Source organism: Streptomyces iconiensis (assembly GCF_028657195.3).
GTDB classification, from domain to species: Bacteria; Actinomycetota; Actinomycetes; order Streptomycetales; family Streptomycetaceae; genus Streptomyces; species Streptomyces iconiensis.
The window spans coordinates 1-23,047 of record NZ_JANCPR020000041.1; the positions used below are offsets into that span (position 1 = coordinate 1).

The following is a 23,047-nucleotide window of genomic DNA, read 5'->3' on the forward strand; positions in this document are numbered from 1 at the left end:
CCCCAAGGACGGCCCCCCGCCCCCCAACAGCCCCCCGCCAAAAGGGGCTTCGCCCCCTCTGGACTCCCCCGGCCATATCCGGGCCTGCTGTGGAGTGGGGTGGGTCGGTGAGGAGGGGGGCGGGGGGCCGTCCGTGGGGAAGGGGAGGGGCGTTGGGGAGTTGACCCTTACGTTGCGTGAGGGGTCAGGGTGTTGGGCATGAGCGATTACTACGACGCCTTCGAGATGAGCCCTGTCCCTGACCCCTCGGTGGACGCGGTGCCGCCGGAACCGTTTCGGGGGATCTATGGGATGCCGATGTTCGTCACGATCCCGACGCCGGACCTGGCCGCTTCGGTGGACTTCTGGGTACGCGGGTTCGGGTTCGTCGATTTGTTCAGTATTCCCGGGCAGGTCACCCATCTACGGCGGTGGGCGTTCCAGGACGTGCTTTTGGTGCCCGCTGCCGGCGAGGTGGCATCGGTGCCGGTGGTGAGTGTGAGTTTCGCGTGTGTGCTCAGTGAGATCGACCGGATCGCCGAGGCGTGTGAGGCGCAGCGGCCGGGTTGCAGTGAGGGGCCGCGGCACACTCGTTGGAACACCGTTGACGTGGAGGTGGTCACGCCGGAGAACGTGCGGGTGGTCCTCACCGCCGCCAAACCTTTCGATCCCGCGAGCCAGGAGGCCCGCGATCTGGAGAAGGTGGGTATCACCGCTCCGAAGGCATGACGGTGTGGGGAGAATGTGAGGCATGAGTACGTCAGGGGAGGCCGCCGGGATGACCGTCGGTCAGGCGGCATCGCGGCTGGGCGTCACCGTACGCACCCTGCACCACTGGGACGGGATCGGCCTGGCCTCCCCCTCACTGCGCACCCACGGCGGATACCGGCTCTACACCGCCGCGGACATCGCACGTCTCCAGCGTGCGGTCGTGTACCGCGAGCTGGGTCTCCCGCTCGGCACCATCGGGGAACTGCTCCGCGCGCGGGCGGTTGACCCGACCGTGGCGCTGCGTACGCAGCGCCAACAGGTCCGGGAGCGCATCGCACGCCTCAACGACATGGCCGAGGGACTTGACCGGATGATCCGGGCCCACGAGCAGGGCATTCTTCTGACGGCCGAACAACAGGCCGCCGTTTTCGGCCCCGACTGGCAACCGGAATGGGTCCTCCGCGCCCAGGAGCGCTGGGGGGACACCCCGCAATGGGCCCAGTACGCCGAGCGCGCGGCCACCCGCGGGCCCGACGACTGGAAAGCCGTCGCCGAGGCGAACTCCGCACTCGAAAGCGAGCTTGCCCGAGCGATGCGGGACGGCGTCCTCCCCGGCAGCGCAGAAGCCAACCGGCTCGCTGAGCAGCACCGGGAAGCATTCAACGCCTACTTCCACCTCACTCATGAGATGCAGGTCTGCCTCGGGCACATGTACCAAGAAGACCCCGGGTTCACCGCCCACTACGACCGCGCCCAACCCGGCCTCGCCGCCTGGCTCAGCCGCATCATCGACGCCAACGCACAAGCACACGGCATCGACCCCCGCACCGCCACCTGGCACTGAACCCGGACGGAAAGCATGTCGGCCACCTGCGGTCAGGAGGCACTCAGCTCGAAGGGTGGGTAACTCTCGTTGCCCGCGTGTTCGGCCGCCTCGATGTAGACGGCCAGGGCGTTGCGGGACTGGGCGAGCCTGGTCATCTGGTCGTCCAGCCGCTGTAGCCGTGACCGCATCGCGGTCAGCAACTCGGAACAGCCGGGCAGCTCCGGGGTCTCCCCTGTCGCGCAGGGCAGCAGGTAGGCGATGTCCTCGGAGGACAGACCGGCACCGAGCAGGTGCCGGATCTGCTTCACCTTGAGCAAGGCGTTCTCGTTGTACTCGCGGTAGCCGTTGGCGGCGCGGTCTGCCTCCAGCAGGCCCTGGGCCTCGTAGTAGCGCAACTGGTGGGCGTTGACGCCCGTCCGACGGCTCAGTTCCCCGATACGCATCGAGACCTCGCTTGACCTTCATACCGGTATCAACGTTGACGATGCTGCCATGGACAACAAAACGGGTACACCCGTGACAGTCATCGGACTTGGGCTGATGGGCCAGGCGCTCGCCGGCGCGTTCCTGAGAGCCGGGCACCTCACAACCGTGTGGAACCGTACGGCCTCCAAGGCCGACCAGCTGGTGGCCGACGGCGCGCGGTTGGCGCCGACGGTTGGTGCGGCGCTCAAGGCGGGTTCGGTGGCGGTCATCTGCGTCACCGACTACCACGCCGTGCGTGAGCTGCTCGGCGCGAGTGAACTGGACGGTACGACGCTGGTCAATCTGACCTCGGGCGACTCGGCTCAGGCCCGGGAAGCGGCGCGCTGGGCCGAGGAACGCGGCGCCCGCTATGTGGATGGCGCCATCATGGCCGTCCCGCCGGCGGTCGGGACAGCGGAGGCGACGATTCTGCACAGTGGCCCCGAGGCGGACTTCGAGGCACACAGGTCGACGCTGGACGCGCTCGGCACCGTCACCTACCTCGGTGCCGACCACGGGTTGGCGTCCCTGTACGACGTGGCCGGCCTCGCCATGATGTGGAGCGTTCTGAACGCCTGGCTCCAGGGCACCGCCCTGCTGAGGACCGCCGGCGTCGACGCCGCCGCGTACGCGCCGTTCGCGCGGCAGATCGCCGCCGGGGTGGCCGAGTGGCTGCCCGGATACGCCGAGCAGATCGACAGCGGCTCCTTCCCGGCCGAGGTGTCGGCCCTGGAGACCGACGTGCGGGCGATGGCACACCTGATCGAGGAGAGCGAGGCGGTGGGCGTCAATGCCGAACTGCCGAGGCTTATCAAGGCGATTGCCGATCGTTCGGTCGCCGCCGGGCACGGCGGTGAGCAATACCCGGTGCTGATCGAGGAGTTCGGCACGCCCCACGGCAACTGACCGGCCCCTGGCGGCGGAACCGGCTTTGGGGGCCAGTACGAGGGGAGGAGTCGAGCGCCCTCGCACATCTGGGTAAGGGAAGACGGGGAAGCTGGTTCGACTCTTTTGCGGTCTTTTTCCGCTTTCCGTATGTGCGCCGCCAGTGAAAGGCTGGTGAATTCCGGTCCCTTCGCCCAGGGGGCGCCGGCGCCGTCTCGTCACCGATCCTCCCGCAGGTTTAAGCTGTTCGGTCGCAGCGGATCTGTGGGAGGTTCTGTGGATTTCGACAAGGAATGGGCCCAGATAAAGGCGGGTGTGGATGAGCGTCAGAACGCCGGCATGCAACTCGCCGGCAGCGGCTCCAACGCGCGCGGCCCGGGCAGGCTGCACGTCACCTCCAAGTTGCTGCGTGACCGGGCGGCGGACGCCGAGAAGGTCGCCAAGGCATTTGGCAAGGCCGACAATGCGGCCATCAAGGAGACGGGCGAGGTGAAGTCCGGCTTGTCCGGGTTCAAGTCCGCAGCCGCTTTCGCTACCTTCGTGGACCGTTGGGAGGGGCAAGTGCGGTATGTGAAGTCCCTGCTCGGTGAGGGGCTCGCCGACGCGCTGCGTAACACCGCTTCGGCCTTCGACACCACCGACCTCAAAGAGAAGAAGGACATGGACAAGGTCGGGGCGAGTGAAAAGCCTGGCGACAGGCGAGAGTAGCCGCAGCTCAGGGCCGGGACCGGTTCGTGGGTAAATCCGTTGTACATGGGGAAGAAACGCATGGTTTCCTATCACTCGCTGATGCATTCCGACCTTGAGCCGTTGCGCGAAGCCGTGCAGAAATGGCGCAATGTGCCCCGGAACTATCGAGAGGTACGCACCGAGTTCTCGCGGCAGGTGGAGAGAGGGCTGTGGGTCTCCGACATGGAGGGCGAGGCGGCCGACGCGGCGTTCCAGAAGATGCGGAAGGTCGACACGCAGCTCACCGAGGTTATCGGAGAGGCCGACGACACCTGGGTGTTCCTGGACAGTGCCTATCACTCGCTGAAGAAGTGGCGGGACAAACTCAAGGCACGGGTCAAGATGGTCGACGAGGACAAGCATCTCGAAATCGACCACAGGGGAACTGTCCACTACAAACCGAAGAACCTCAAGAGCCTGGACGCCGACGAAGTGGGGATCCAGGCGAAGAATTACCGCGACGCCGTCGAAACCCACAACAGGCTCATCAACGAGGCCCTGGAGGGCGCCACCGCGGCGGACACGACGCTGCACTGGGCCCTCTCCAACGATCACAACGGGCGTGCCAAGGGCTTCGACAGTGACGGCGTCACCAGCATGAGCGAGGCGAACCGCGAGCGGCAGCAGGCACGCAAGGACGCTGATGCCCTGGTCCGTCTGGCCTCTTCCTACGAGAACGGCGAGCGGCCGAGCGCAGAGACGGTCAGAAAGATGGCGGACAAGCTGGCCCAACGCGAGGGCGACCCCTATTTCGCCGAGCGTTTCGCGACCCGGCTCAATGCGAAGGGCACGCTGGAATTCTGGGAGCGGGTCGCAGGCACGAGCAAGCCGGGCAAGGAACGCTTCGAGGCGACCAAGGACTTCCAAAAGTCCCTCAGCATGACTCTGGCCACCGCCTCCCACTCGGACAGCCGGGCCATGAAGAAATGGAAAGAAGACGCCCTCCGGCTCGGCCCCGAACGCTTCGCCAACACCCACCGGGGGATCGGCCCCGGCGACAGCCCTACACGTGCGGGCAATCCGCAGAGCAACTATGGCTTCCAGCTCATGAGCAGCCTGATGCGGTCGGGGGAGTGGGACAAGGACTTCCTGGTCGACTACGGAAAGGGCGACAAGGAGAAGGACCTCAAAGGGCTCATCGACTTCGAGCGCAGCCACGACGGCGAGCCGCAGGAACTGTGGGCGGGTGAACGCCCTGACGAGTACGACGCCTTCCTCAATTACGGCAAGGGCAGCGACGAGGGCATGGACCCCATGGCCGGCTACATGGAGGCACTGGGGCACAACCCCGAAGCTGCACAGGAGGTATTCCACAGCAACGAGAAGGACTACGACGGCAGTTACAAGCCGAGTAGCGACCTTGACTACCTCCTGCGCAAGCGTGAGTGGCCAACCGGCGGCCCGGGCCTGGACAATGACCGCGCCTATGGCTACGACGAGATGGGCCACGCCCTGGAAGCCGCCACCCTCGGCCGCCCCTGGGACGCACCCGAAGAGGGCCTGAACCGCAGTGCCGACAGCGCCAACGTCATGAGTCAGGTCGTCGGAACGGTCTCCGACCACCCCGGAGTCGTGGACGACAAGCCCGGTATCGGCAACAGCATGGCGAAGATGGGTGCGGGCTACATCGACGATCTGAGTTGGGCTTCCTCCAACTTCGGCAACGTGGACGGTGACCAGGCGCTCCGGGACGCGGCTTTCGGGCACGTAGGTCCCGGGCACATTGACGTGTCCGACGGCGACGCCCGCGCGTTCCTCCGTGAGACCGGCAGCAAGCCGGGCGGCTACGAAATCCTCTCCAGCGCTCAGGATCAGTACGTGGTCAGCGCGATGAAGGCCCACCCGGAAGCGAATGAAGAACTCCGGACGATCCTGGAAGCGGGAGCGACGAACCAGGGTGTGCTGGACCAGGCGCGTGCGAGCGAGATCCAGAGCGGTGTGGATGGCAAAAGCACCGACCTCCGGGCCGAGCTCACGCAGGCAGCTGCCTGGAAGAAGTACGCAGTCAATCAGGGTCTTGGGCTCGGAACGGGCCTAGTTGAGCTTCCTCTGGGCGGCGACGGTGTAAAGGCGGGCACTTCCTTCGGAGTTCCCCTTGTCTCAGGCGCGGCCAGCGGCGCCCTGGAGACGCATGTGAACAATCAGATCGACCAACAGGTGCTGGCGCAATGGAAGGAGGAAAGCCAGCAGTACTCGCGGGACGGGATCAAGGACAAGGACGAATTTCTGGGCATGAGCCAAAAAAGGGTAGCCAACTGGCTGGAGACCTACGACGCGAGTCACGATGTGGACAGGGACTGGTACCGGGATACCAGACGGTGGGTCCGTGAGTCGTACACGAGTGGCGACACGTTGGGGGACCAGTCCGATGGCGACTGATACCTGGCCAGTGGCATGGCGCCTTCGTGCGGGGCGGTGCGCTGCCTTTGTTGCTGTGCCCGTGCTGATGCTCGGAACTGCCTGTTCCTCGTCTGGTGGGGAAGAGAAGAAGCCATCCGGCACCCCGTTGGCCCGCGCCTGTGGCGGTATCTTTGACCAGCGCATGGTCAAGGAGTCGCGGCATTCCGATGTGCGTGTGGTTGAGCATATGGGTTATGCCGACGTGGCCGACAAGCTGGCCGATCCGACAGTGGATCGGGATTACTCCGACCAACGAATCTGCTTCTTCACCGCCGCAGCCAACAAGGTGGATGAGCTGCTGAGTCTGACAGTTCAATGGGATTCGGTGCCGCCGGACGGCGGAAGGTCGGTTGCGTACATGCCCGTCGGCCGCATTGCTCGTGATGGTCAGCTCGATGTGTTGTGTCGGCACCCGAGAGGTGAGAAGAAGGCGAATCCTCCGCACTTTGAGACACTGGCGTTCACCATCGACCAGTCGCTGAGTATCGACAAGTCGCTTGGGCTCAGCCTCAACTCCCGCGCCCGCCTGCTGATTTCCGCCGCGAAGAAGGTCACCGCTCACATGGACTGTGCGAACAGCGTCACGTTCCCCGATCCGGAAGAGGTCGCCCCCCGGTAGCGGGGGAGGCGCGGCCCGCCCTCGCGGCACCGGTGGGCGCTCTCACCCGTCTGGGTGAATGAGGGTGGGGGAGCCGTTTCGGAGGGTGCGGGGGGTGGTCGGGTGGGTAGGCCGGAGGCCGCAATGCGCACTGGACCCAATCCGTGGGGGGAACGAACCGTTGTCGCAACAACCGTTCACGCTGCCGGACTTCTACGTGCCGTATCCCGCGCGCCTCAACCCTCATCTCGAACAGGCGCGGGCCCATACGAGGGAGTGGGCGCGGCGTATGGGGATGCTGGAGGGGTCGGGGATCTGGGACACCGGGGACCTGGAGGCACACGACTACGCGCTGCTGTGCGCGTACACGCATCCGGACGCCACGGCCGAGGACCTGGACACGGTCACGGACTGGTATGTGTGGGTGTTCTTCTTCGACGACCACTTCCTGGAGGAGTTCAAGCGGAGCCAGGACCGGGAGGGCGGCAAGGCGTATCTGGACCGGCTGCCGCTGTTCATGCCGATGGATCCGGCGGCTGCCGTTCCCGAGCCGACCAACCCCGTCGAGGCGGGCCTGAAGGACCTGTGGGCGAGGACGGTTCCCGCGATGTCCCGGGAGTGGCGGGCCCGTTTCGCGGAGAGCACGAAGAACCTGCTCAACGAGTCCCTGTGGGAGCTGTCGAACATCAACATCGGCCGGGTGCCGAATCCGGTGGAGTACATCGAGATGCGCCGCAAGGTCGGCGGGGCCCCGTGGTCGGCGGGGCTCGTGGAGTTCGCCGCGCACGCCGAAGTACCGGCGTCCGTCGCGGGGTCGAGGCCACTGTGCGTGCTGCGCGACACGTTCGCCGACGCGGTGCACCTGCGTAACGACCTGTTCTCGTACCAGCGCGAGACGGAGGACGAGGGCGAGCTGTCCAACGGTGTCCTCGTGCTGGAGACGTTCCTGGACTGCACGACGCAGGAGGGCGCCGAAGCAGTCAACGATCTGCTCACCTCGCGCCTCCAGCAGTTCGAGCACACGGCGCTGACCGAGGTGCCCGCGCTGTGTGTGGAGAAGGGCCTCGACCCGGCGGCGTGCGCGGACATCGCGGCGTACGCGAAAGGGCTGCAGGACTGGCAGTCCGGCGGCCACGAGTGGCACATGCGCTCCAGCCGCTACATGAACGAGGGCGGGGAGGCGGCGTCGTCGTCGCCGCGGTCGCCGTTCCTGCCGATGGGCATCGGCACCTCGGCCGCCGACCTGGCCCGTACGCTCGCGCAGGCCAACGTCCAGCGCGTGCGCGGCTTCACGCATGTGCCGCACGAACGTACGGGCCCCTCGGTGCTGCCCGACATCCGGATGCCGTTCACCGCGAGCCTCAGCCCGCATCTGGCGGGTGCGAGGGAGCGGGTCGTGGAGTGGTCGCGCGCCATGGGACTGCTGGATCCGCAGCCCGATGTGCCGGGCGGCAAGGTGTGGGACGAGGAACTGCTCCGCGACAACGACCTGCCCCTGTGCGCCGCCGGTATCCACCCGGACGCGACCCCCGAGCAACTCGACCTCACCTCCGGGTGGTTGGCGTGGGGCACATGGGGTGACGACTACTATCCGGTGCGCTTCGGCCGTACCCGCGACTTGGCGGGTGCGAAGGCGTGCACGGAGCGGCTGTCCGCATTCATGCCCGTCGAGGACGAGCCGATGCCGCCGGCCCTGAGCCCACTGGAGCGCTCGCTCGCCGATCTCTGGGCGAGAACGGCGGGCCCGATGCCCGTGGCGAAGCGGCGCCGGTTCCGTACGGCGATCGAGACCATGGCCGAAAGCTGGCTGTGGGAGCTGAACAACCAGGCACAGAACCGCATCCCGGATCCGGTCGACTATGTCGAGATGCGCAAAAGGACCTTCGGTTCCGACCTGACCATGAGCCTGTGCAGGCTCGCGCACCCGGACACGATCCCGCCCGAGATCTACGAGAGCGGGCCCGTCAAGTCCCTTGAGAACGCGGCGATGGACTACGCGTGCCTGGTCAACGACGTCTTCTCGTACCAGAAGGAGATCGAGTACGAGGGTGAGATCCACAATGGTGTGCTCGTGGTGCGCAACTTCTTCGACTGCGACTACCCCACGGCCCTCGCCATCATCGACGACCTGATGAACTCGCGCATGCGCCAGTTCCAGCATGTCGCCGCGCACGAACTGCCCGTGCTCTACGACGACTTCGGGCTGGACCGCGACGCGCGGGCCGCGCTGGACGGCTATGTACGGGAGTTGGAGAACTGGCTGTCGGGCATTCTCGTCTGGCACCGCGAGTGCCGGCGCTACACCGAGGCGGACCTGCGGCGGCATGCGGCGGCCGGTTCGACGGCGGGCTCGCCCAGCTCGTCGGCCTCGTCGGCCTCGTTCTGGCCCTTCGACGGTCCGGTCGGCCTCGGCACCTCGGCGGCCCGGCTCGCCCTGCGGTAGTGCCGTGAAGCGGTAGTACGGTGCGTGCCGTTCCGCGGCCGGAGGGGGTCACGACCCCCTCCGGCCCCGCTTCTACGGGAGCAGCGCGCGCACCAGGTGGCAGGTGGTGAGCGACGGCGGGTGCACACCGATGCGGTCGGCCGTGCTGCGGATGGTGTGGTTGTGTGCCTGCTCGGCGCTGTAGACGCCGGTGTCGAGCAGGGCTATGGCGATGCGCATGGCCTTCAGGCGGCGGTTGTGGGTCTCGTACCACTCCCTCGGGCGTCCGGCGGGCAGCGGCTTCTTCGGCAGGACGGGCAGCGTGGACATTTGCGGCAGCGGGTGCTGGCGCGCGGTGGTGCGGGTCTGCGAACGAGAGGTTCGGGTACGGACAGCGGCCATCGACGGCCTCCTTAAGAACGTCGGTGCGCTTCCTTGCTACTCCCCATATTCTACCGCGCCCCACTGACAAAACCCGCTGGTCAACAGCGAGTTCGGGATCTTTGTTCGATTTAAGCGGCGGCCGTCGCGCGGGTGTCTTCCCGTACCGTGGGACGCCCGAAGTCCCGCAGGATCTCCCGCGTCGCACGCTCGGCCGAGGACAGCGCACCGCGCGGTGAACTCGTGTCCCTGTGGTCACCGCAGACATACAGCCCCGACAGCACCCGCACCGGTCTGCGTGGATCGTGCGGGGCCGGCATCGCGGGAACGGCGTCCGGATCGTGGTACGCCGCCAGCAGCTCCCAGCGGTCGGCACATGCCCCGTACACCCCCGTCAGCTGCTGCCGTGCCGCCTTGTCGAGCAGAGCGGGAGGCTCGGCCGCCTGCTCGCCCAGCACCACGGAGGTGACCAGCGTGCGCCCTGGCTCGGCGCGTGAGGGGTCGACGGCCGATGTCACCCAGGTGTGGCTCACGGGGCCCGCGCCCTCCGCCTCCGCGCTGACCACGAACGAGGGACCGTGCGGCGGGGATTCGTCCGTCGCGTGGTGCAGCACCGTCACCGGATGGAAGCCGGGGACCCGCAGCCCGGGCAGCAGCCCGGCGGCCGAACGGGCACCCGTCGCCACCAGCACCGCCTCGCAGCCGAATGTGCCGTGCCGCTCCGTGGTCACCGCGTGCGTGCTCACCGACGTGACGCGTACGCCCGTGAGCAGCGTGCCAGGTGGCAGCGCCGCGGCCAGCAGTTCGGGCACGGCGGCCTGCCCGCCCGCCGGAACGCACAGGCCACCGCGTGCGAACCCCCGCAGCGTCAGATCGGCGACGCGGCTGGACGTGGTCAGTCCCGGGTCCGACAGAAGCGCGGTGAGCAGCGGCTGGACCAGCGTGTCGACCGTACGGGAGGGCAGGCCGCGCGCCGACAGGGCCTGCGCGGCGGGGAGTTCGGGGCGGGCGAGCAGGCCCTCGGCCGGTTGCGCGGCGAAGCGCGCCAGCGCGGCGCGCAGCCGCGCCAGGTCGAGCGCTTCGGACATGTCGGCGCGGCTTCTGGCGCCTGTCAGTGCCCGCGCCGCCGTGAGTGCGCCCCGCGTACCCCGTGTGTGCCGGTCGAAGCGGGCGATGCCGGTACGCGTCGCTCTGCCCGTACGGCTCCGCCCCGCGCTCTCGCGGCCCGGGCGGCCCTCGCGGGGTTCGGGCTGCCTGCGGTTGGCGGGGGACGTGAGCTTGTGGGTGCGGCCGTCCGCGTGCAGCACGGCGCCCGGCGCGAACGGGCGCAGCGCGAGCGGGTCCAGCGCAGGCAGCCGCTCGAACCCTTCCGTGTCCTCGCCCATGCTGAACAGTCCCGGACCGCGATCGAGGCGGTAGCCGTCGACACGTTCCGTCCGCATCCTGCCGCCGACCTGCGGCGCTGCCTCCAGCACCCGGACGCGCAGACCCGCGCCCTTCAGCTGGTGAGCGGCGGCGAGCCCCGCGAGGCCGGCGCCCACGATCACTATGTCGACCGCGTCGTCCGGGTCGACCGCTTCCACTCCCTCACCGCCCTCGCCCGTGTGCCCTGTGCCTGCGCGTGCGCTGCTGATCAGCACGGTTCCTCCCCGTCGTCGACGCGCGGTGCGGGTCCGTTGTGCGTGCGCTGTCGTCCTGATGCCCGAACAAGCGCTCCCCATACCCGAGTTCACGCCGACTCTACGCAGCCTCTGCGTCACACATAGTCGCGCACGGAGGCACGCGGGCGCACGCCCCCGGAGGCCCTCCCCGCTGCCGTGCTCGCCGGCACCGGCGGACCCGCGTCGTCGTGGCCTCGCCGTTGCGACGGAAAAGAGTGCAGCCCCGCCTCGGGCGCCCGAGGCGCTCCCCGGACAAGGGGACGGCACCTTTCTGCCCCGGCGCAGGATGCCGTCCCTTCTTCCGCCGCGACGGCGCGCGGCCGGGACGGCGAGGGTCCGGCGGAGTCCGCGACCCGCGCACCTCGGCGTTCGGGCATCAGCCGAGCGCGGCGCGGATCGCGCTTTCGGGGGTCGGGAAGGCGAAGGCGAAGCCGGAGTCGAGCAGCTTGGCGGGCAGGACACGCTGGCTGCCGAGCACGTCCTGGGCGAACTCGCCCAGTGCGAGGCGCAGTAGAGGTGCGGGGGCCGTGAAGACGGCGGGGCGGTGCAGCACGCGGCCCATCGCCGCGGTGACCTCGCGGTTGGTGGCGGGTTCTGGCGCCGTGAGATTCACGGGGCCCGACAGCGTGCGCTCCTCCAGAAGGAACCGCAGGGCCGCCACGTGATCGTGCAGCGCGATATGGCTCCAGTACTGCCGCCCGTTCCCGAGCCGTCCCCCGAGTCCCGCGCGGAAGAGGGGGAACAGCCGCCCCCACGCGCCCCCTTCGCGGGCCACGACGAGCCCCGTACGGCCGTGGACGGTGCGGATACCGGCCTTCTCGGCGGGTGCGGCCGACGCCTCCCACTCCTGGCACAGCTCGGCGAGGAACCCGGTCCCTGGCCCCGCGGTCTCGTCCACGGGGACCTCGCCCGTGTCGCCGTAGTAGCCGATGGCCGTGCCGACGATCAGTGTGTGCGGCGGGGTGTCGAGGGCGGCGAGGGCCTTGGCGAGTGCGGTGGTGCCGAGGACGCGGCTGTCGCGCAGTTCGCGCTTGTAGGCGGCGGTCCACCGGTGGTCGCCGACACCGGCGCCCGCGAGGTGGACGACGGCCTCGCAGCCGTCGAGCCCCGCGCTGTCGACGTAGCCGTGCAGCGGCTGCCATTCGACCTCGTCGGCCGCAGCCGCCGGGCGACGTACGAGGCGCAGCACGTCATGTGCGTCGGCACGCAGGGAACGGGTGAGCGCGGAACCGATGAGTCCGGTGGAACCGGTGACTGCGATACGCATGGGCCCATCCTGGCAGGGCCCTCCAGAGCGCGGCGTTCAGGCGCCGGTGCCCCGGAAGCGGGCCCACAGTTCGGGCAGGCGTTCGGCGAGGGCCGCGCTGTGCTCCATGTTGAGGGGGATGCCCTCGGGCTCCGACAGCGGGTCGGGGAGGCCGAGGTCGGGCAGCGCCGAGCCGGTGAGCTGCTCGTACGCCTCGTCGGCCGCGAAGCCGAGGTCCTCTGCCTCGCCGTCCAGTTCGTCGTCGAAGTCGTCGAGGAGTTCGGCGAGCGCGTCGGCGTCGTGTGCGGCGCCCTCGAAGACCTCTCTGCCCTGGCCGATCAGCCAGCAGCGGAAGCCGTCGAACGCGTCGTCGCTCGCGCCGTCGAGCAGAATCCACGCGGCGGCCCACAGGTCCCACTGGTAGGCGCGGTTGTAGCGGGACTCGAAGTGGCGGGCGAAGAAAGTCACCGCGTCCGGGTCGAGCTGGGTCAGCCGTTCCACCAGCAGGTCCGTCTGCTCGTCGGGGTCACCCTCGGCGGCCACCCGGGTGGAATCGATCAGCTCCCAGAACTCCGTCTCGTCCATCACGCCCTCAGCATCGGGCCTGTGGCCCCGCCACGCACGTGGAGTGAGCCAGATGCGGCTGTGTCGTTATCCGAGTGACGCATGTGCGGTTGGTCAATGGATTCCTGTCCATACCCGACAGAGGCTGACTGGTATTCCTGCCAGCGTGTGCGGAGTCGGAACGACGCCAACTGGTGAGGAGCACCACGGGTGAACGTACAGGAAGCGCTCGGCGGGAACGCACGGGGGCCGCTCAGTGGAAAGGTCGCGCTGGTCGCGGGCGCGACGAGGGGGGCAGGGCGCGCGATGGCCGTGGAGTTGGGCCGCGCGGGAGCCACCGTCTACGGGACAGGGCGTACCACCCGCGAGAAGGTGAGCGAGGTCGGACGGGCGACCGAGACCATCGAGGAGACCGCCGAGCTGGTCACGGAGGCGGGCAAGGAGAGCGGCGGTACGGGCGTCGCCGCCGTGGTCGACCACCTCGTTCCCGGGCAGGTACGCGATCTGGTCGCGCGCATCGACGAGGAGCAGGGCCGGCTCGACGTCGTGGTCAACGACCTGTGGGGCGGGGACCATCTCGTCGGCTTCGGCAAGAAGCTCTGGGAACACGATCTGGAGGACGGGCTGCGCATCCTGCGGCTGGGGCTCGATGGGCACCTGATCACCGCCACATACACCCTGCCACTGCTCAACAGGGGCCCTGGGGGGCTGTTCATCGAGGTCACGGACGGCACGGCGGAGTTCAACGAGCGCTACCGCGAGCCCGTGTTCTACGACCTGGCCAAGGCGGCACCGCTGCGGATCGCCCGTGCGCTGGCCGAGGAGACGCGGGAGTACGGCACCACCGCGCTCTGCCTGACACCAGGGTGGCTGCGCTCCGAGGCGATGCTCACCCACTTCGGGGTCACCGAGGAGAACTGGCGCGACGGCTGCGCCAAGGAGCCGCACTTCGCGATCTCCGAGACGCCCGTCCTCATCGGCCGCGCCGTGGCCGCGCTCGCGGGGGACGCCGATGTCGCCCGCTGGAACGGGAAGTCGCTCTCCAGCGGCGGCCTCGCCCAGGAGTACGGGTTCACCGACGCGGACGGCTCGCAGCCGGACGCCTGGCGGTACCTCACGGAGGTCCAGTTCGCCGGCAAGCCGGCCGACGTGACCGGCTACCGCTGACCGTCCCGGGCGGCCCCGCCGTCCCCGGCCACGTCCCCGTTCCCGTCTCTGGCCCCGACTGTGTTCCCGTACAGCGCCGCCGACCGCTGTGCCGCCTCCGCGAACCGGGCGCGCAGCGGGGGCGGCGCCAGTACCTCGCACTCCGGGCCCAGGGCGAGGAGCTGGCTGAAGGCGACCTCTTCGTTCTCGACGCGCAGCGCCACGGTCGTCAGCCCCTCGCTGTCGGCCGTGCCGCGCGCGAGCGCTTCCTCGGCGGCCGTACGGTCGGTCGCGTACCGCAGCTGCCTGGTTCCCGCGGCGGTCAGACGCAGGGTCACCTCGGTGCGCAGGAGGGCCCGCGCGAACGCGGCTGCGCGCTCTGCCCAGAACGCGGAGAGGTCGAAGTCCTCTTGCCGCGCGAAGTGTTGATCGCGAACGGTCACTTCTGTGAACCGGTCGACCCGGTAGACACGCCATGCGCGCGGCTGGGCTTCCGGTCCCACAGGCTCACGAGAGGGGGCGGCACGGGGATCGTGCGGGCCGTCCTCACCCCGGCGGCCCCCCGCCTCGTCGGGCCTGCGCACGCGGGCCGCCAGGTACCACTGGCCGGCCTTCAGTACGAGGCCGTGCGGCTCCAACTCCCGTTCGACCTCTGTCTCCCGGCGCAGGTAGCGCACCTCGGCCACGCGGTCCGTCCAGACCGCGTCCGCGAGCGCCGGCAGCAGCGCGGGCGTCTTGGGCGCCTGCCACCAGCCAGGTGCGTCCAGGTGGAAGCGCTGCGCCGCGCTGTCCTGCACGCCGCGCAACGAGGGGTCCAGCGCGGCCGAGACCTTGAGTTTCGCCGCCGAGGCCACATCGTCCAGGCCCATGTCCCGCAGCGCCGAGGGGACCCCGGACAGGAACAGCGCCTCGGCCTCGCTGCGGCCCATACCGGTGAGCCGGGTGCGGTAGCCGCCGACGAGCCGGTACCCGCCGGCGCGGCCCCTGTCGGCGTAGACGGGGACGCCCGCCTCGGACAGCGCCAGCACGTCGCGGGCCACGGTGCGCTCCGAAACCTCCAGTTCCGCCGCCAGTTCGGCCCCTGTCATCTCGCGGCGTGCCTGGAGCAGCAGCACCATCTTGATCAGGCGGGATGCTCGCATGCTGGGCATTCTCCCGTCCCGGTCCTGAGCCGCTGTTAACGTTTCGTAAGTTATACAGCGAACAAGGACCTGCTTATGTCTCAGCAATCTCGTGAACAGTGGGGTTCGCGAGCCGGCTTTTTGATGGCCGCGATCGGCTCAGCCATCGGGCTGGGCAATATCTGGCGATTCCCCGCGGAGGCGTACAAGAACGGCGGAGGAGCCTTCCTCCTGCCGTATCTCGTCGCACTTCTCACCGCCGGACTCCCGCTCCTCATCCTGGAGTACACAATCGGCCGGAAGTTCCGCAAATCACCCCCTGCGGCCTTCCGTCAGATGTCCCGTCCCGCTCAGGTCATCGGCTGGTGGCAGGTGGCGATCTGTTTCGTCATCGCCTCCTACTACGCCGTGATCGTCGCCTGGGCCGTCCGCTACGCGGGCTTCTCCTTCGGCAAGGACTGGGGCAAGGACCCGGAGAAGTTCTTCTCGGGCGACTTCCTCCACTCGGCAGCCGAGCCCGGTATGCCCACCACCTGGGTGGGCGGCGTCTTCTGGCCGCTGCTGTTGGTCTGGGTCGTGGTGCTCGCCATCCTCGCCCTCGGCGTACGCCGCGGCATCGAGCGCGCCAACAAGATCTTCATCCCGGCGCTCGTCCTGTTCTTCGTGGTCCTCGTGATCCGCGCCGTCACGCTCGACGGCGCGGCCAAGGGCCTGGACGCGCTCTTCTCGCCCGACTGGGGCGCGCTCACCAGCGGCAGCGTGTGGGTGGCCGCCTACGGACAGATCTTCTTCTCGCTGTCCATCGGCTTCGGCATCATGGTCACCTACGCCTCCTACCTGCGCCGACGCTCCGACCTGACCGGTTCGGCCCTGGTCGCGGGCTTCGCCAACAGCTCGTTCGAGATCCTCGCGGGCATCGGCGTCTTCGCCACCCTCGGCTTCATGGCGCAGGCGAACGGCGTGGCCGTCGACAAGGTCGTCCAGGACGGTGTCGGTCTCGCGTTCATCGCGTTCCCCGCCGTCATCTCGCAGATGCCGATGGGCGCGCTCTTCGGCATCCTGTTCTTCCTGTCGCTGGCGATCGCCGGCATCACCTCGCTGGTCAGCATCGTCCAGGTCGTCATCTCGTCCGTGCAGGACCGCACCGGCATGAAGCGGCTGCCCGCCGTCGGCGTCGTCGGCGGCCTGACCGCCGTGGTCTCGCTCGTCTTCTACCCCACGGACGCGGGCCTCTCGATCCTCGACTCGGTCGACCACTTCATCAACCAGTACGGCATCGCGCTGGCCGCCCTCGTCTTCCTCGTCGTCTTCGGCTGGTTCCTGCGCAGGCTGCGGCCACTCCAGGCGCACGCCGACGAGACCTCGGCGGTCAAGCTGGGCACGTGGTGGCGCGTCTGCCTCGCCGTCATCACCCCCGTGGTGCTCGGCTGGATGATGATCGACAGCCTGCGCACGGAGCTGGACGAGAACTACGGCGGGTTCTCCTCCGGGTTCCTCGGCGTCGCGGGCTGGGGCGTCGCGGGCGGCGCCCTCCTCGTGGGCGTACTCATCTCCCTCGTGCCGTGGAAGAGCCCGCCCAAGTCGGACATCGACGCCGAGCCCGAAGCCGGGAAGGAGGAGGTGAGCTGATGTCCACCGGAGCCATCGTGATGATGATCGCGGCCATCCTCATCGTGTGGGGCGGCCTGGGACTCGCGATCCTGCGGCTGCGCAAGCACCCCGACCCGGAGTAGCGCCCCAAAGGGCGCGGGGAACCCGCGAACGGCCACGACGGACCCGCGGACCGCGCAGCGCGGGCAAGGGGCAGCCGCCCCTTGCCCAGCCGTAAGCCGGGGGAACGTCCCAAGTGCCGCCTCCCTTCGCCTCGCACACAACAACGGTGCCGGACCACCCTGCTGGGGCGGTCCGGCACCGTACGTCGTTCAGCCGGGGCTCAGTTGAGCCCGTAGCTCTCCGCGGCCCGGCGCACGGCGTCGGGCTTGACCTCGCCGCGGCGGGCGAGCTGTGCGAGCGCGGCGACGACGACCGACTGCGCGTCGACCCCGAAGTGCCTGCGGGCGGCCTCGCGGGTGTCGGAGAGGCCGAAGCCGTCCGTGCCGAGCGAGGACCAGTCCTGCTCGACCCACTGGCTGATCTGGTCGGGCACGGCCCGCATCCAGTCGCTGACGGCCAGAACGGGACCGGGTGCGCCGTCCAGCGCACGCGTCACGTACGGCACGCGCGGCTCACCGCGCAGCGCGGCGGCGTCGCAGTCCATCGCCTCGCGGCGCAGCTCCGTCCAGGAAGGCGCCGACCACACGTCGGCGGCGACCCCCCACTCCTCGGCGAGCATCCGCTGCGCCTCCAGGATCCAGTGGATCGCGGTGCCCGAGGCCAGCAGCTGGATACGGGGCGCGTCCGAGGCGGGGGCCTCGGCCTCGCGGAAGCGGTACAGGCCCTTGAGGATGCCCTCCTCGACACCGTCGCCCTCGGGCATCGGCGGCTGCACCTTGGTCTCGTTGTAGACCGTGAGGTAGTAGAAGATGTCCTCGTGCTGGTCGGCCTCCGGACCGTACATCCGGCGCAGGCCGTCCTTGACGATGACCCCGACCTCGTAGGCGAACGCCGGGTCGTAGGCGACGGCGGCCGGGTTGCTGGAGGCCAGCAGGTGCGAGTGGCCGTCGGCGTGCTGGAGGCCCTCACCCGTCATCGTCGTACGGCCCGCGGTGGCGCCGATCACGAAGCCGCGGCCGAGCTGGTCACCGAGCGCCCAGAACTGGTCGCCCGTGCGCTGGAACCCGAACATCGAGTAGAAGATGTAGAACGGGATCATCGGCTCGCCGTGCGTCGCGTACGACGTCGCCGCGGCGGTGAAGTCGGCCAGCGAACCCGCCTCGGTGATCCCCTCGTTGAGGATCTGGCCGTCGGCTGCTTCCTTGTAGTACAGAAGCTGATCGCGGTCGACCGGGTCGTAGTTCTGGCCGCGCGGGGAGTAGATCCCGGCGGACGGGAAGAGCGACTCCATACCGAACGTACGAGCCTCGTCCGGAACGATGGGGACCCAGCGCTTGCCGGTCTCCTTGTCCCGCATCAGGTCCTTGACCAGCCGGACGAGCGCCATCGTGGTGGCGATCTTCTGCGAGCCCGAGCCCTTCTTCAGCGCGTCGAACGGTTTGTCGGCGGGCGTGGGGAGCCCGACCGGGTGCACCTTGCGTGCCGGTGCGGGACCGCCGAGCGCCGCGCGGCGCTCCTGGAGGTAGCGCACCTCGGGCGAGTCGGCGCCGGGGTGGACGTAGGGGACCAGGTCCCCGTCCAGCTTGCTGTCCGGAATGGGAAGCTCCAGCAGGTCCCGCATCGTGCGGAACTCGTTGCCGGTGAGCTTCTTCATCTGGTGGTTCGCGTTGCGCGACTCGAAGCCCTTGCCGAGTGTCCAGCCCTTGACGGTCTGGGCCAGGATCACGGTCGGTGCGCCCTTGTGCTCGACGGCCGCCTTGTAGGCCGCGTAGACCTTGCGGGGCTCGTGTCCCGCGCGCGAGGTCTGGAACAGCTCGGCGATCTTGCCGTCCGTCAGCAGCCTGCCCAGCTCGGTGAGCGCGGGCGAGGCGCCGAAGAAGTGCTCGCGGATGTAGGCGGCGTCGCGCGTCGCGTACGTCTGGAACTGTGCGTCCGGCACCTCGCGCAGGCGCTGGACCAGCGCACCCGTGGTGTCGAGCGCGAAGACCTCGTCCCACGCCGAGCCCCACAGCGACTTGATCACGTTCCAGCCGGCGGCGCGGAACTGCGCCTCCAGCTCCTGCACGATCTTGAAGTTCGCGCGGACCGGACCGTCGAGGCGCTGCAGGTTGCAGTTGACGACGAAGGTGAGGTTGTCGAGCTGCTCGCGCCCGGCGAGGGCGAGGGCGGCGGTCGACTCGGGCTCGTCCATCTCGCCGTCACCGAGGAACGCCCACACGTGCGAGTTCGCGGTGTCCTTGATGCCGCGGCCCGTCAGGTAGCGGTTGAACCGCGCCTGGTAGATCGCGGAGATCGGGCCCAGGCCCATCGACACCGTCGGGAACTCCCACAGCCAGGGGAGGCGGCGCGGGTGCGGGTAGGAGGGCAGTCCGTCACCGCTCGCCTCCTGGCGGAAGCGGTCGAGCTGGTCCTCGCTGAGCCGCCCGTCGAGGAAGGCGCGGGCGTAGATGCCGGGGGAGGCGTGGCCCTGGATGTAGAGCTGGTCGCCCGAGCCTCCGTCCGCACTCTCCTTCCCCCTGAAGAAGTGCTCGAAGCCGGTCTCGTAGAGCCACGCGGCGGACGCGAACGTCGCTATGTGACCACCGAGGCCGTAGCGGCTGCCACGGGTGACCATGGCGGCGGCGTTCCACCGGTTCCACGCGGTGATGCGGGACTCCATGGCCTCGTCACCGGGGAACTCCGGCTCGGCGGCGGTGGGGATGGAGTTGACGTAGTCCGTCTCCAGCAGGTCGGGCACGGTCAGCCCACTGTGCTGGGCGTGCTCCACGGTGCGGCGCACCAGGTATGCGGCACGGTCGCCGCCCGCGTGAGAGGAGACGGCGTCGAGCGACTCGCGCCACTCGGTTGTCTCCTGCGGGTCACGGTCCGGGAGCTGGTCGAGCTCGCTCGGATGCGGCGGGCGTACGGGATCGGGCATGGTTGCCACCTTCCGGACGGGCGGGGGGTTGCGCGGGGTGAAGCCAGGGGGTTGGGGACCCTGACGGGGCAGGACAGGGGGCTCCCAACGACGAGACCTTACGCCTCTGATCGATGATCGATCAAAGGGTTCCCGGGTAAAAAAGACCCGCCCACCGAAATTGGCATTCCGTGCCCCGAAATCGGGCACTCTGTGCCACCCCGGCGCGGGGTCGTCCTGGGGGGCGGGCGGGCCGCGGGCGGGCCTCATCACGCGGTAAGGGCGGGCCCCGTCGGGCGGCAGGAGCGGCCCTGTCATGCGACGGGGCCGGGCCCCGGCGGGGGGCCGGCGTGGGGGGCCCGCACGAGGGGCCCGCACGGGGAGGGAGGAGGAAGCAGGAGGGAGGAGGGAGCAGGGAGGCAGGGCAGGAAGCCAGGCGCCCTCCCGCGGTCGCGAACCTTAGCGTGGTGCGGGGGCGCACCCCAGCACGTGCGACTTGACCAGCGAAGCTATATCCGGATCACGGCGCTCGATCGCGTCGAGCACCGCCTCGTGCTCCTCCGCGTACGACTGCTGGACCGTGCCCAGCCAGCGGATCGACAGCGCGGTCCACACCTCGATCCCGAGCCCTTCCCACGTGTGCAGCAGCACGCTGTTGCCCGAGGCGCGCACCAGCTCACGGTGGAAGGCCACCGTGTGCCGCACCTGCGCCTCGCCGTCCCCGAGCCGGTCGGCCTCGTACAGCGCCTCCACGTGCGGGCGCAGCGCCGAGACGTCGCCCGCCAGTCGGGGGCACGCCAACTCGACGGCGATCTGCTCCAGTCCCGCCCGTACGGGATAGATCTCGTCCAGGTCGGCGGCCGACAACTCCCGTACCCGCACGCCCTTGTTCTGCGCCGAGTCGATCAACCGCAGCGCCTCCAGCTCCCGCAGCGCCTCCCGCACCGGCGTCTGGCTGACCTCCAGCTCCACCGCGATCCGCCGCTCCACGATCCGTTCCCCCGGCTTCCAGCGCCCGCTGACGATCCCCTCCACGATGTGCTCGCGGATCTGCTCGCGCAGAGACTGGACGACGGGCGGAGTCATGAGGGTGCTCCTCAGCGGAGAAGGTGGGGCTCCTAGACGATACGACCTACCCCGGCACCCAGTGCCACTCCGGACGGTGAGGGATCTGTCACCGCAACCACGCTGCCCCCACGCTCGTCACCGGCGCCGGTGGCGGTGACGGTGACGGCCCGGGGGGTGTTTACCTGCGCGGCCCACCTGGAACGTCACCGCAGGTCCCCGTCGGCCGGCCGCCTCCTGCGAGAGCTGCGGACGACCTGAAGCCGCCGCCCACACGCGCCTCCCGGCCCCGCACGAGACGGTGCCCCGCCGGCGGGAAGGCCACACGCACCGGTGCCCCGCCCGGCGGGAGGCCGGGCGGGGCACCGTGGTCGTTCTCAGGGTTCGCTCTCAGGCGGACATGAGGGGGCTTAGAGCCCCAGTTCGCCCTCGAACTCGCCTGCTTCGAGGCGTGCCTTGACGTCGTTCAGGTAGCGCGCCGCGTCGGCGCCGTCCACGAGCTGGTGGTCGTAGGACAGCGTCAGGTAGACCATGTCGCGGATCGCGATGGTCTCACCCAGGTCGGGGTGGTTGATGACCATCGGGCGACGGACCGTCGCACCGATGCCCAGCTCGGCCACCTGCGGGTAGTTGACGATGATCGTGTCGAAGAGCGCGCCCCTCGACCCGGTGTTGCTGATGGTGAAGGTGCCGCCGGACATGTCGTCCGGGCCCAGGCCGCCCTCGCGGACCTTCTTGGCCAGCTCGGAGGTCTTGCGGGCGATGCCCGCGAGGTTGAGGTTCCCGGCCTCCTTGATGACCGGGACCATCAGGCCCTTCTCCGAGTCCACCGCGATACCGACGTTCTCGACGTCGTGGTACGTGATGGTGCCGTCGTCGTTCAGCCGGGCGTTGACCGAGGGGTGCGCCTTGAGCGCCTCGGCTGCGGCCTGGACGAAGAACGGCATCGGGGAGAGCTTGACGCCCTCGCGTGCGGCGAAGGACTCCTTGGCGCGGGCCCTGAGCTTCATGACGCGGGTGACGTCGACCTCGACGACCGTGGAGAGCTGCGCCTGGCTGTGCAGCGCCTTCATCATGTTGTCCGCGATGACCTTGCGGATACGCGGCATCTTGACCGTCTGACCGCGCAGCGGCGACGGCGTGAGGGTGGGCGACTTCGGTGCCGAGGAGGCGGCAGGCGCGGAGGCCGGAGCCTGTGCCTTGGCTGCCTCGGCGGCGGCGATGACGTCCTGCTTGCGGATACGGCCGCCGACGCCGGTGCCGGAGACGGACGCGAGGTTCACGCCCTGCTCGTTGGCGAGCTTGCGTACCAGCGGGGTGACGTACGCGCCGTCGCTCTCGGGCGCCTGGGCCGGAGCCTGGGCAGCGGGAGCAGCGGGAGCAGCGGGAGCAGCCGGAGCAGCGGGCGCCTGGGCCGCGGGTGCGGGCTGGGCCGGTGCGGGCTGTGCCGGGGCTGCCGGTGCGGGCTGCGCGGCGGCCGGCTCGGGCTGAGCCGGTGCCGCGGGGGCCTGCGGGGCTGCGCCCGCGACGCCGATGACGGCGAGCTTCGCGCCGACCTCGGCCGTCTCGTCCTCGCCGACCACGATCTCCAGCAGGGTGCCGGCGGCCGGTGCGGGGATCTCGGTGTCGACCTTGTCGGTGGACACCTCCAGCAGCGGCTCGTCCTCGGACACCTCGTCGCCGACCTGCTTCAGCCAGCGGGTGACGGTGCCCTCGGTGACGGACTCGCCGAGCGCGGGCAGTACCACCGAGGTGCCCTCGGCCGAACCGGCGGCGGGCGCCGGCGCTGCTGCGGGCTCGGGCTGTGCGGGGGCCGGCGCCGGCTGGGCCTGCGCGGGCTGCTGGGCCGGTGCGGGCTGCGCCTGCTGTGCGGGCGCGGCCTGCGGCTCAGGCGCGGGTGCGGCGGCGGGCGCGGGCTCGGCTGCGGGCGCCGCAGCGGCGGGGGCGCCGGAGCCGTCGTCGATGACGGCCAGCTCGGCGCCGACCTCCACCGTCTCGTCCTCGGCGACCTTGATGGAGGCCAGGGTGCCGGCGGCGGGTGCGGGGATCTCGGTGTCGACCTTGTCGGTGGACACCTCCAGCAGCGGCTCGTCGGCCTCGATGTGCTCACCCTCGGCCTTGAGCCAGCGGGTGACGGTGCCCTCGGTCACGCTCTCGCCGAGCGCCGGCAGGGTTACGGAAACCGCCATGGTTTCAGGTGCTCCTTACGAAATATGCGGATTGGTCGCGCCCTGACTGG

The 23,047-nt window shown here is 69.5% G+C and carries 19 protein-coding genes; 10 read left to right on the top strand and 9 right to left on the bottom strand.

What is annotated here, in order from left to right; all coding sequences use genetic code 11:
* The first annotated feature begins 198 nt into the window (after positions 1-198).
* Together NMN56_RS31820 and NMN56_RS31825 are read left to right on the top strand one after the other, a co-directional pair.
* The gene (locus NMN56_RS31820) at positions 199-708 is read left to right on the top strand and encodes a VOC family protein (RefSeq protein WP_274041896.1); all 510 of its coding nucleotides are present in this window, start codon (positions 199-201) and stop codon (positions 706-708) included.
* A gap of 22 nt (positions 709-730) precedes the next feature.
* Positions 731-1,534, top strand: coding sequence for a MerR family transcriptional regulator (locus NMN56_RS31825; protein WP_274041895.1), 804 nt, complete (start codon positions 731-733; stop codon positions 1,532-1,534).
* Positions 1,535-1,566: 32 nt separating this feature from the next.
* Here NMN56_RS31825 and NMN56_RS31830 read toward each other — a convergent pair whose 3' ends face one another.
* The gene (locus NMN56_RS31830; protein ID WP_274041894.1) at positions 1,567-1,959 is read right to left on the bottom strand and encodes a MerR family transcriptional regulator; all 393 of its coding nucleotides are present in this window, start codon (positions 1,957-1,959) and stop codon (positions 1,567-1,569) included.
* Between the two features lie 49 nt (positions 1,960-2,008).
* On the opposite strand from NMN56_RS31830, the gene NMN56_RS31835 reads away from it, so the two are divergent.
* The 5 genes from NMN56_RS31835 to NMN56_RS31855 all read left to right on the top strand — a co-directional run bounded on the left by NMN56_RS31835 (position 2,009) and on the right by NMN56_RS31855 (position 9,036).
* On the top strand, positions 2,009-2,887 hold the full coding sequence (locus NMN56_RS31835; protein WP_274041893.1) for an NAD(P)-dependent oxidoreductase: 879 nt from the start codon (positions 2,009-2,011) through the stop codon (positions 2,885-2,887).
* A 255-nt stretch (positions 2,888-3,142) separates the two neighbouring features.
* The gene (locus NMN56_RS31840; RefSeq protein ID WP_274041892.1) at positions 3,143-3,574 is read left to right on the top strand and encodes a type VII secretion target; all 432 of its coding nucleotides are present in this window, start codon (positions 3,143-3,145) and stop codon (positions 3,572-3,574) included.
* Between the two features lie 60 nt (positions 3,575-3,634).
* Positions 3,635-5,974, top strand: a complete 2,340-nt coding sequence (locus tag NMN56_RS31845; protein WP_274041891.1) for a hypothetical protein — start codon at positions 3,635-3,637, stop codon at positions 5,972-5,974.
* A gap of 55 nt (positions 5,975-6,029) precedes the next feature.
* Positions 6,030-6,614 carry a hypothetical protein gene (locus NMN56_RS31850; RefSeq protein WP_280842718.1) on the top strand — a complete coding sequence of 195 codons (585 nt, stop codon included), beginning with the start codon at positions 6,030-6,032 and terminating at the stop codon, positions 6,612-6,614.
* Positions 6,615-6,774: 160 nt separating this feature from the next.
* Complete coding sequence (locus NMN56_RS31855; protein ID WP_274041889.1) at positions 6,775-9,036, top strand: family 2 encapsulin nanocompartment cargo protein terpene cyclase; 2,262 nt, start codon at positions 6,775-6,777, stop codon at positions 9,034-9,036.
* Between the two features lie 72 nt (positions 9,037-9,108).
* Here the strand turns inward: NMN56_RS31855 and NMN56_RS31860 are convergent, their stop codons facing one another.
* The 4 genes from NMN56_RS31860 to NMN56_RS31875 all read right to left on the bottom strand — a co-directional run bounded on the left by NMN56_RS31860 (position 9,109) and on the right by NMN56_RS31875 (position 12,888).
* Positions 9,109-9,345 carry a hypothetical protein gene (locus tag NMN56_RS31860; RefSeq protein WP_430542765.1) on the bottom strand — a complete coding sequence of 79 codons (237 nt, stop codon included), beginning with the start codon at positions 9,343-9,345 and terminating at the stop codon, positions 9,109-9,111.
* A gap of 182 nt (positions 9,346-9,527) precedes the next feature.
* Positions 9,528-11,036 carry an FAD-dependent oxidoreductase gene (locus tag NMN56_RS31865; RefSeq protein WP_430542762.1) on the bottom strand — a complete coding sequence of 503 codons (1,509 nt, stop codon included), beginning with the start codon at positions 11,034-11,036 and terminating at the stop codon, positions 9,528-9,530.
* 397 nt (positions 11,037-11,433) lie between these two features.
* Complete coding sequence (locus NMN56_RS31870; RefSeq protein WP_274041887.1) at positions 11,434-12,324, bottom strand: TIGR01777 family oxidoreductase; 891 nt, start codon at positions 12,322-12,324, stop codon at positions 11,434-11,436.
* Positions 12,325-12,360: 36 nt separating this feature from the next.
* The gene (locus NMN56_RS31875) at positions 12,361-12,888 is read right to left on the bottom strand and encodes a DUF4240 domain-containing protein (protein WP_274041967.1); all 528 of its coding nucleotides are present in this window, start codon (positions 12,886-12,888) and stop codon (positions 12,361-12,363) included.
* 189 nt (positions 12,889-13,077) lie between these two features.
* Between NMN56_RS31875 and NMN56_RS31880 the strand changes: the two genes are divergently transcribed.
* Positions 13,078-14,034 (top strand): SDR family oxidoreductase, encoded by a 957-nt coding sequence (locus tag NMN56_RS31880; RefSeq protein ID WP_274041886.1) that lies wholly within the window; start codon positions 13,078-13,080, stop codon positions 14,032-14,034.
* On the opposite strand, the gene NMN56_RS31885 is transcribed toward NMN56_RS31880, so the two are convergent.
* On the bottom strand, positions 14,025-15,155 hold the full coding sequence (locus NMN56_RS31885) for a helix-turn-helix transcriptional regulator (RefSeq protein WP_274041885.1): 1,131 nt from the start codon (positions 15,153-15,155) through the stop codon (positions 14,025-14,027). The two genes, NMN56_RS31880 and NMN56_RS31885, sit on opposite strands and share 10 nt — an antisense overlap.
* Before the next feature lie 75 nt (positions 15,156-15,230).
* Here NMN56_RS31885 and NMN56_RS31890 point away from each other — a divergent pair, with 75 nt between their 5' ends.
* Positions 15,231-16,763: a sodium-dependent transporter gene (locus NMN56_RS31890; RefSeq protein WP_274041884.1), complete on the top strand. Its 1,533-nt coding sequence runs from the start codon at positions 15,231-15,233 to the stop codon at positions 16,761-16,763.
* A complete protein-coding gene (locus tag NMN56_RS31895; protein ID WP_274041883.1) occupies positions 16,763-16,867 on the top strand; it encodes a methionine/alanine import family NSS transporter small subunit in 105 nt (34 codons plus the stop codon). The genes NMN56_RS31890 and NMN56_RS31895 overlap by 1 nt, the downstream gene beginning before the upstream one ends.
* A gap of 200 nt (positions 16,868-17,067) precedes the next feature.
* On the opposite strand, the gene aceE is transcribed toward NMN56_RS31895, so the two are convergent.
* From aceE to sucB, 3 genes are all read right to left on the bottom strand, one after another.
* On the bottom strand, positions 17,068-19,764 hold the full coding sequence (aceE, locus tag NMN56_RS31900; protein ID WP_274041882.1) for a pyruvate dehydrogenase (acetyl-transferring), homodimeric type: 2,697 nt from the start codon (positions 19,762-19,764) through the stop codon (positions 17,068-17,070).
* A gap of 438 nt (positions 19,765-20,202) precedes the next feature.
* Positions 20,203-20,829 (bottom strand): GntR family transcriptional regulator, encoded by a 627-nt coding sequence (locus NMN56_RS31905; RefSeq protein WP_274041881.1) that lies wholly within the window; start codon positions 20,827-20,829, stop codon positions 20,203-20,205.
* A gap of 389 nt (positions 20,830-21,218) precedes the next feature.
* Positions 21,219-22,997: a 2-oxoglutarate dehydrogenase, E2 component, dihydrolipoamide succinyltransferase gene (gene sucB / locus NMN56_RS31910; protein ID WP_274041880.1), complete on the bottom strand. Its 1,779-nt coding sequence runs from the start codon at positions 22,995-22,997 to the stop codon at positions 21,219-21,221.
* Positions 22,998-23,047: the final 50 nt, after the last annotated feature.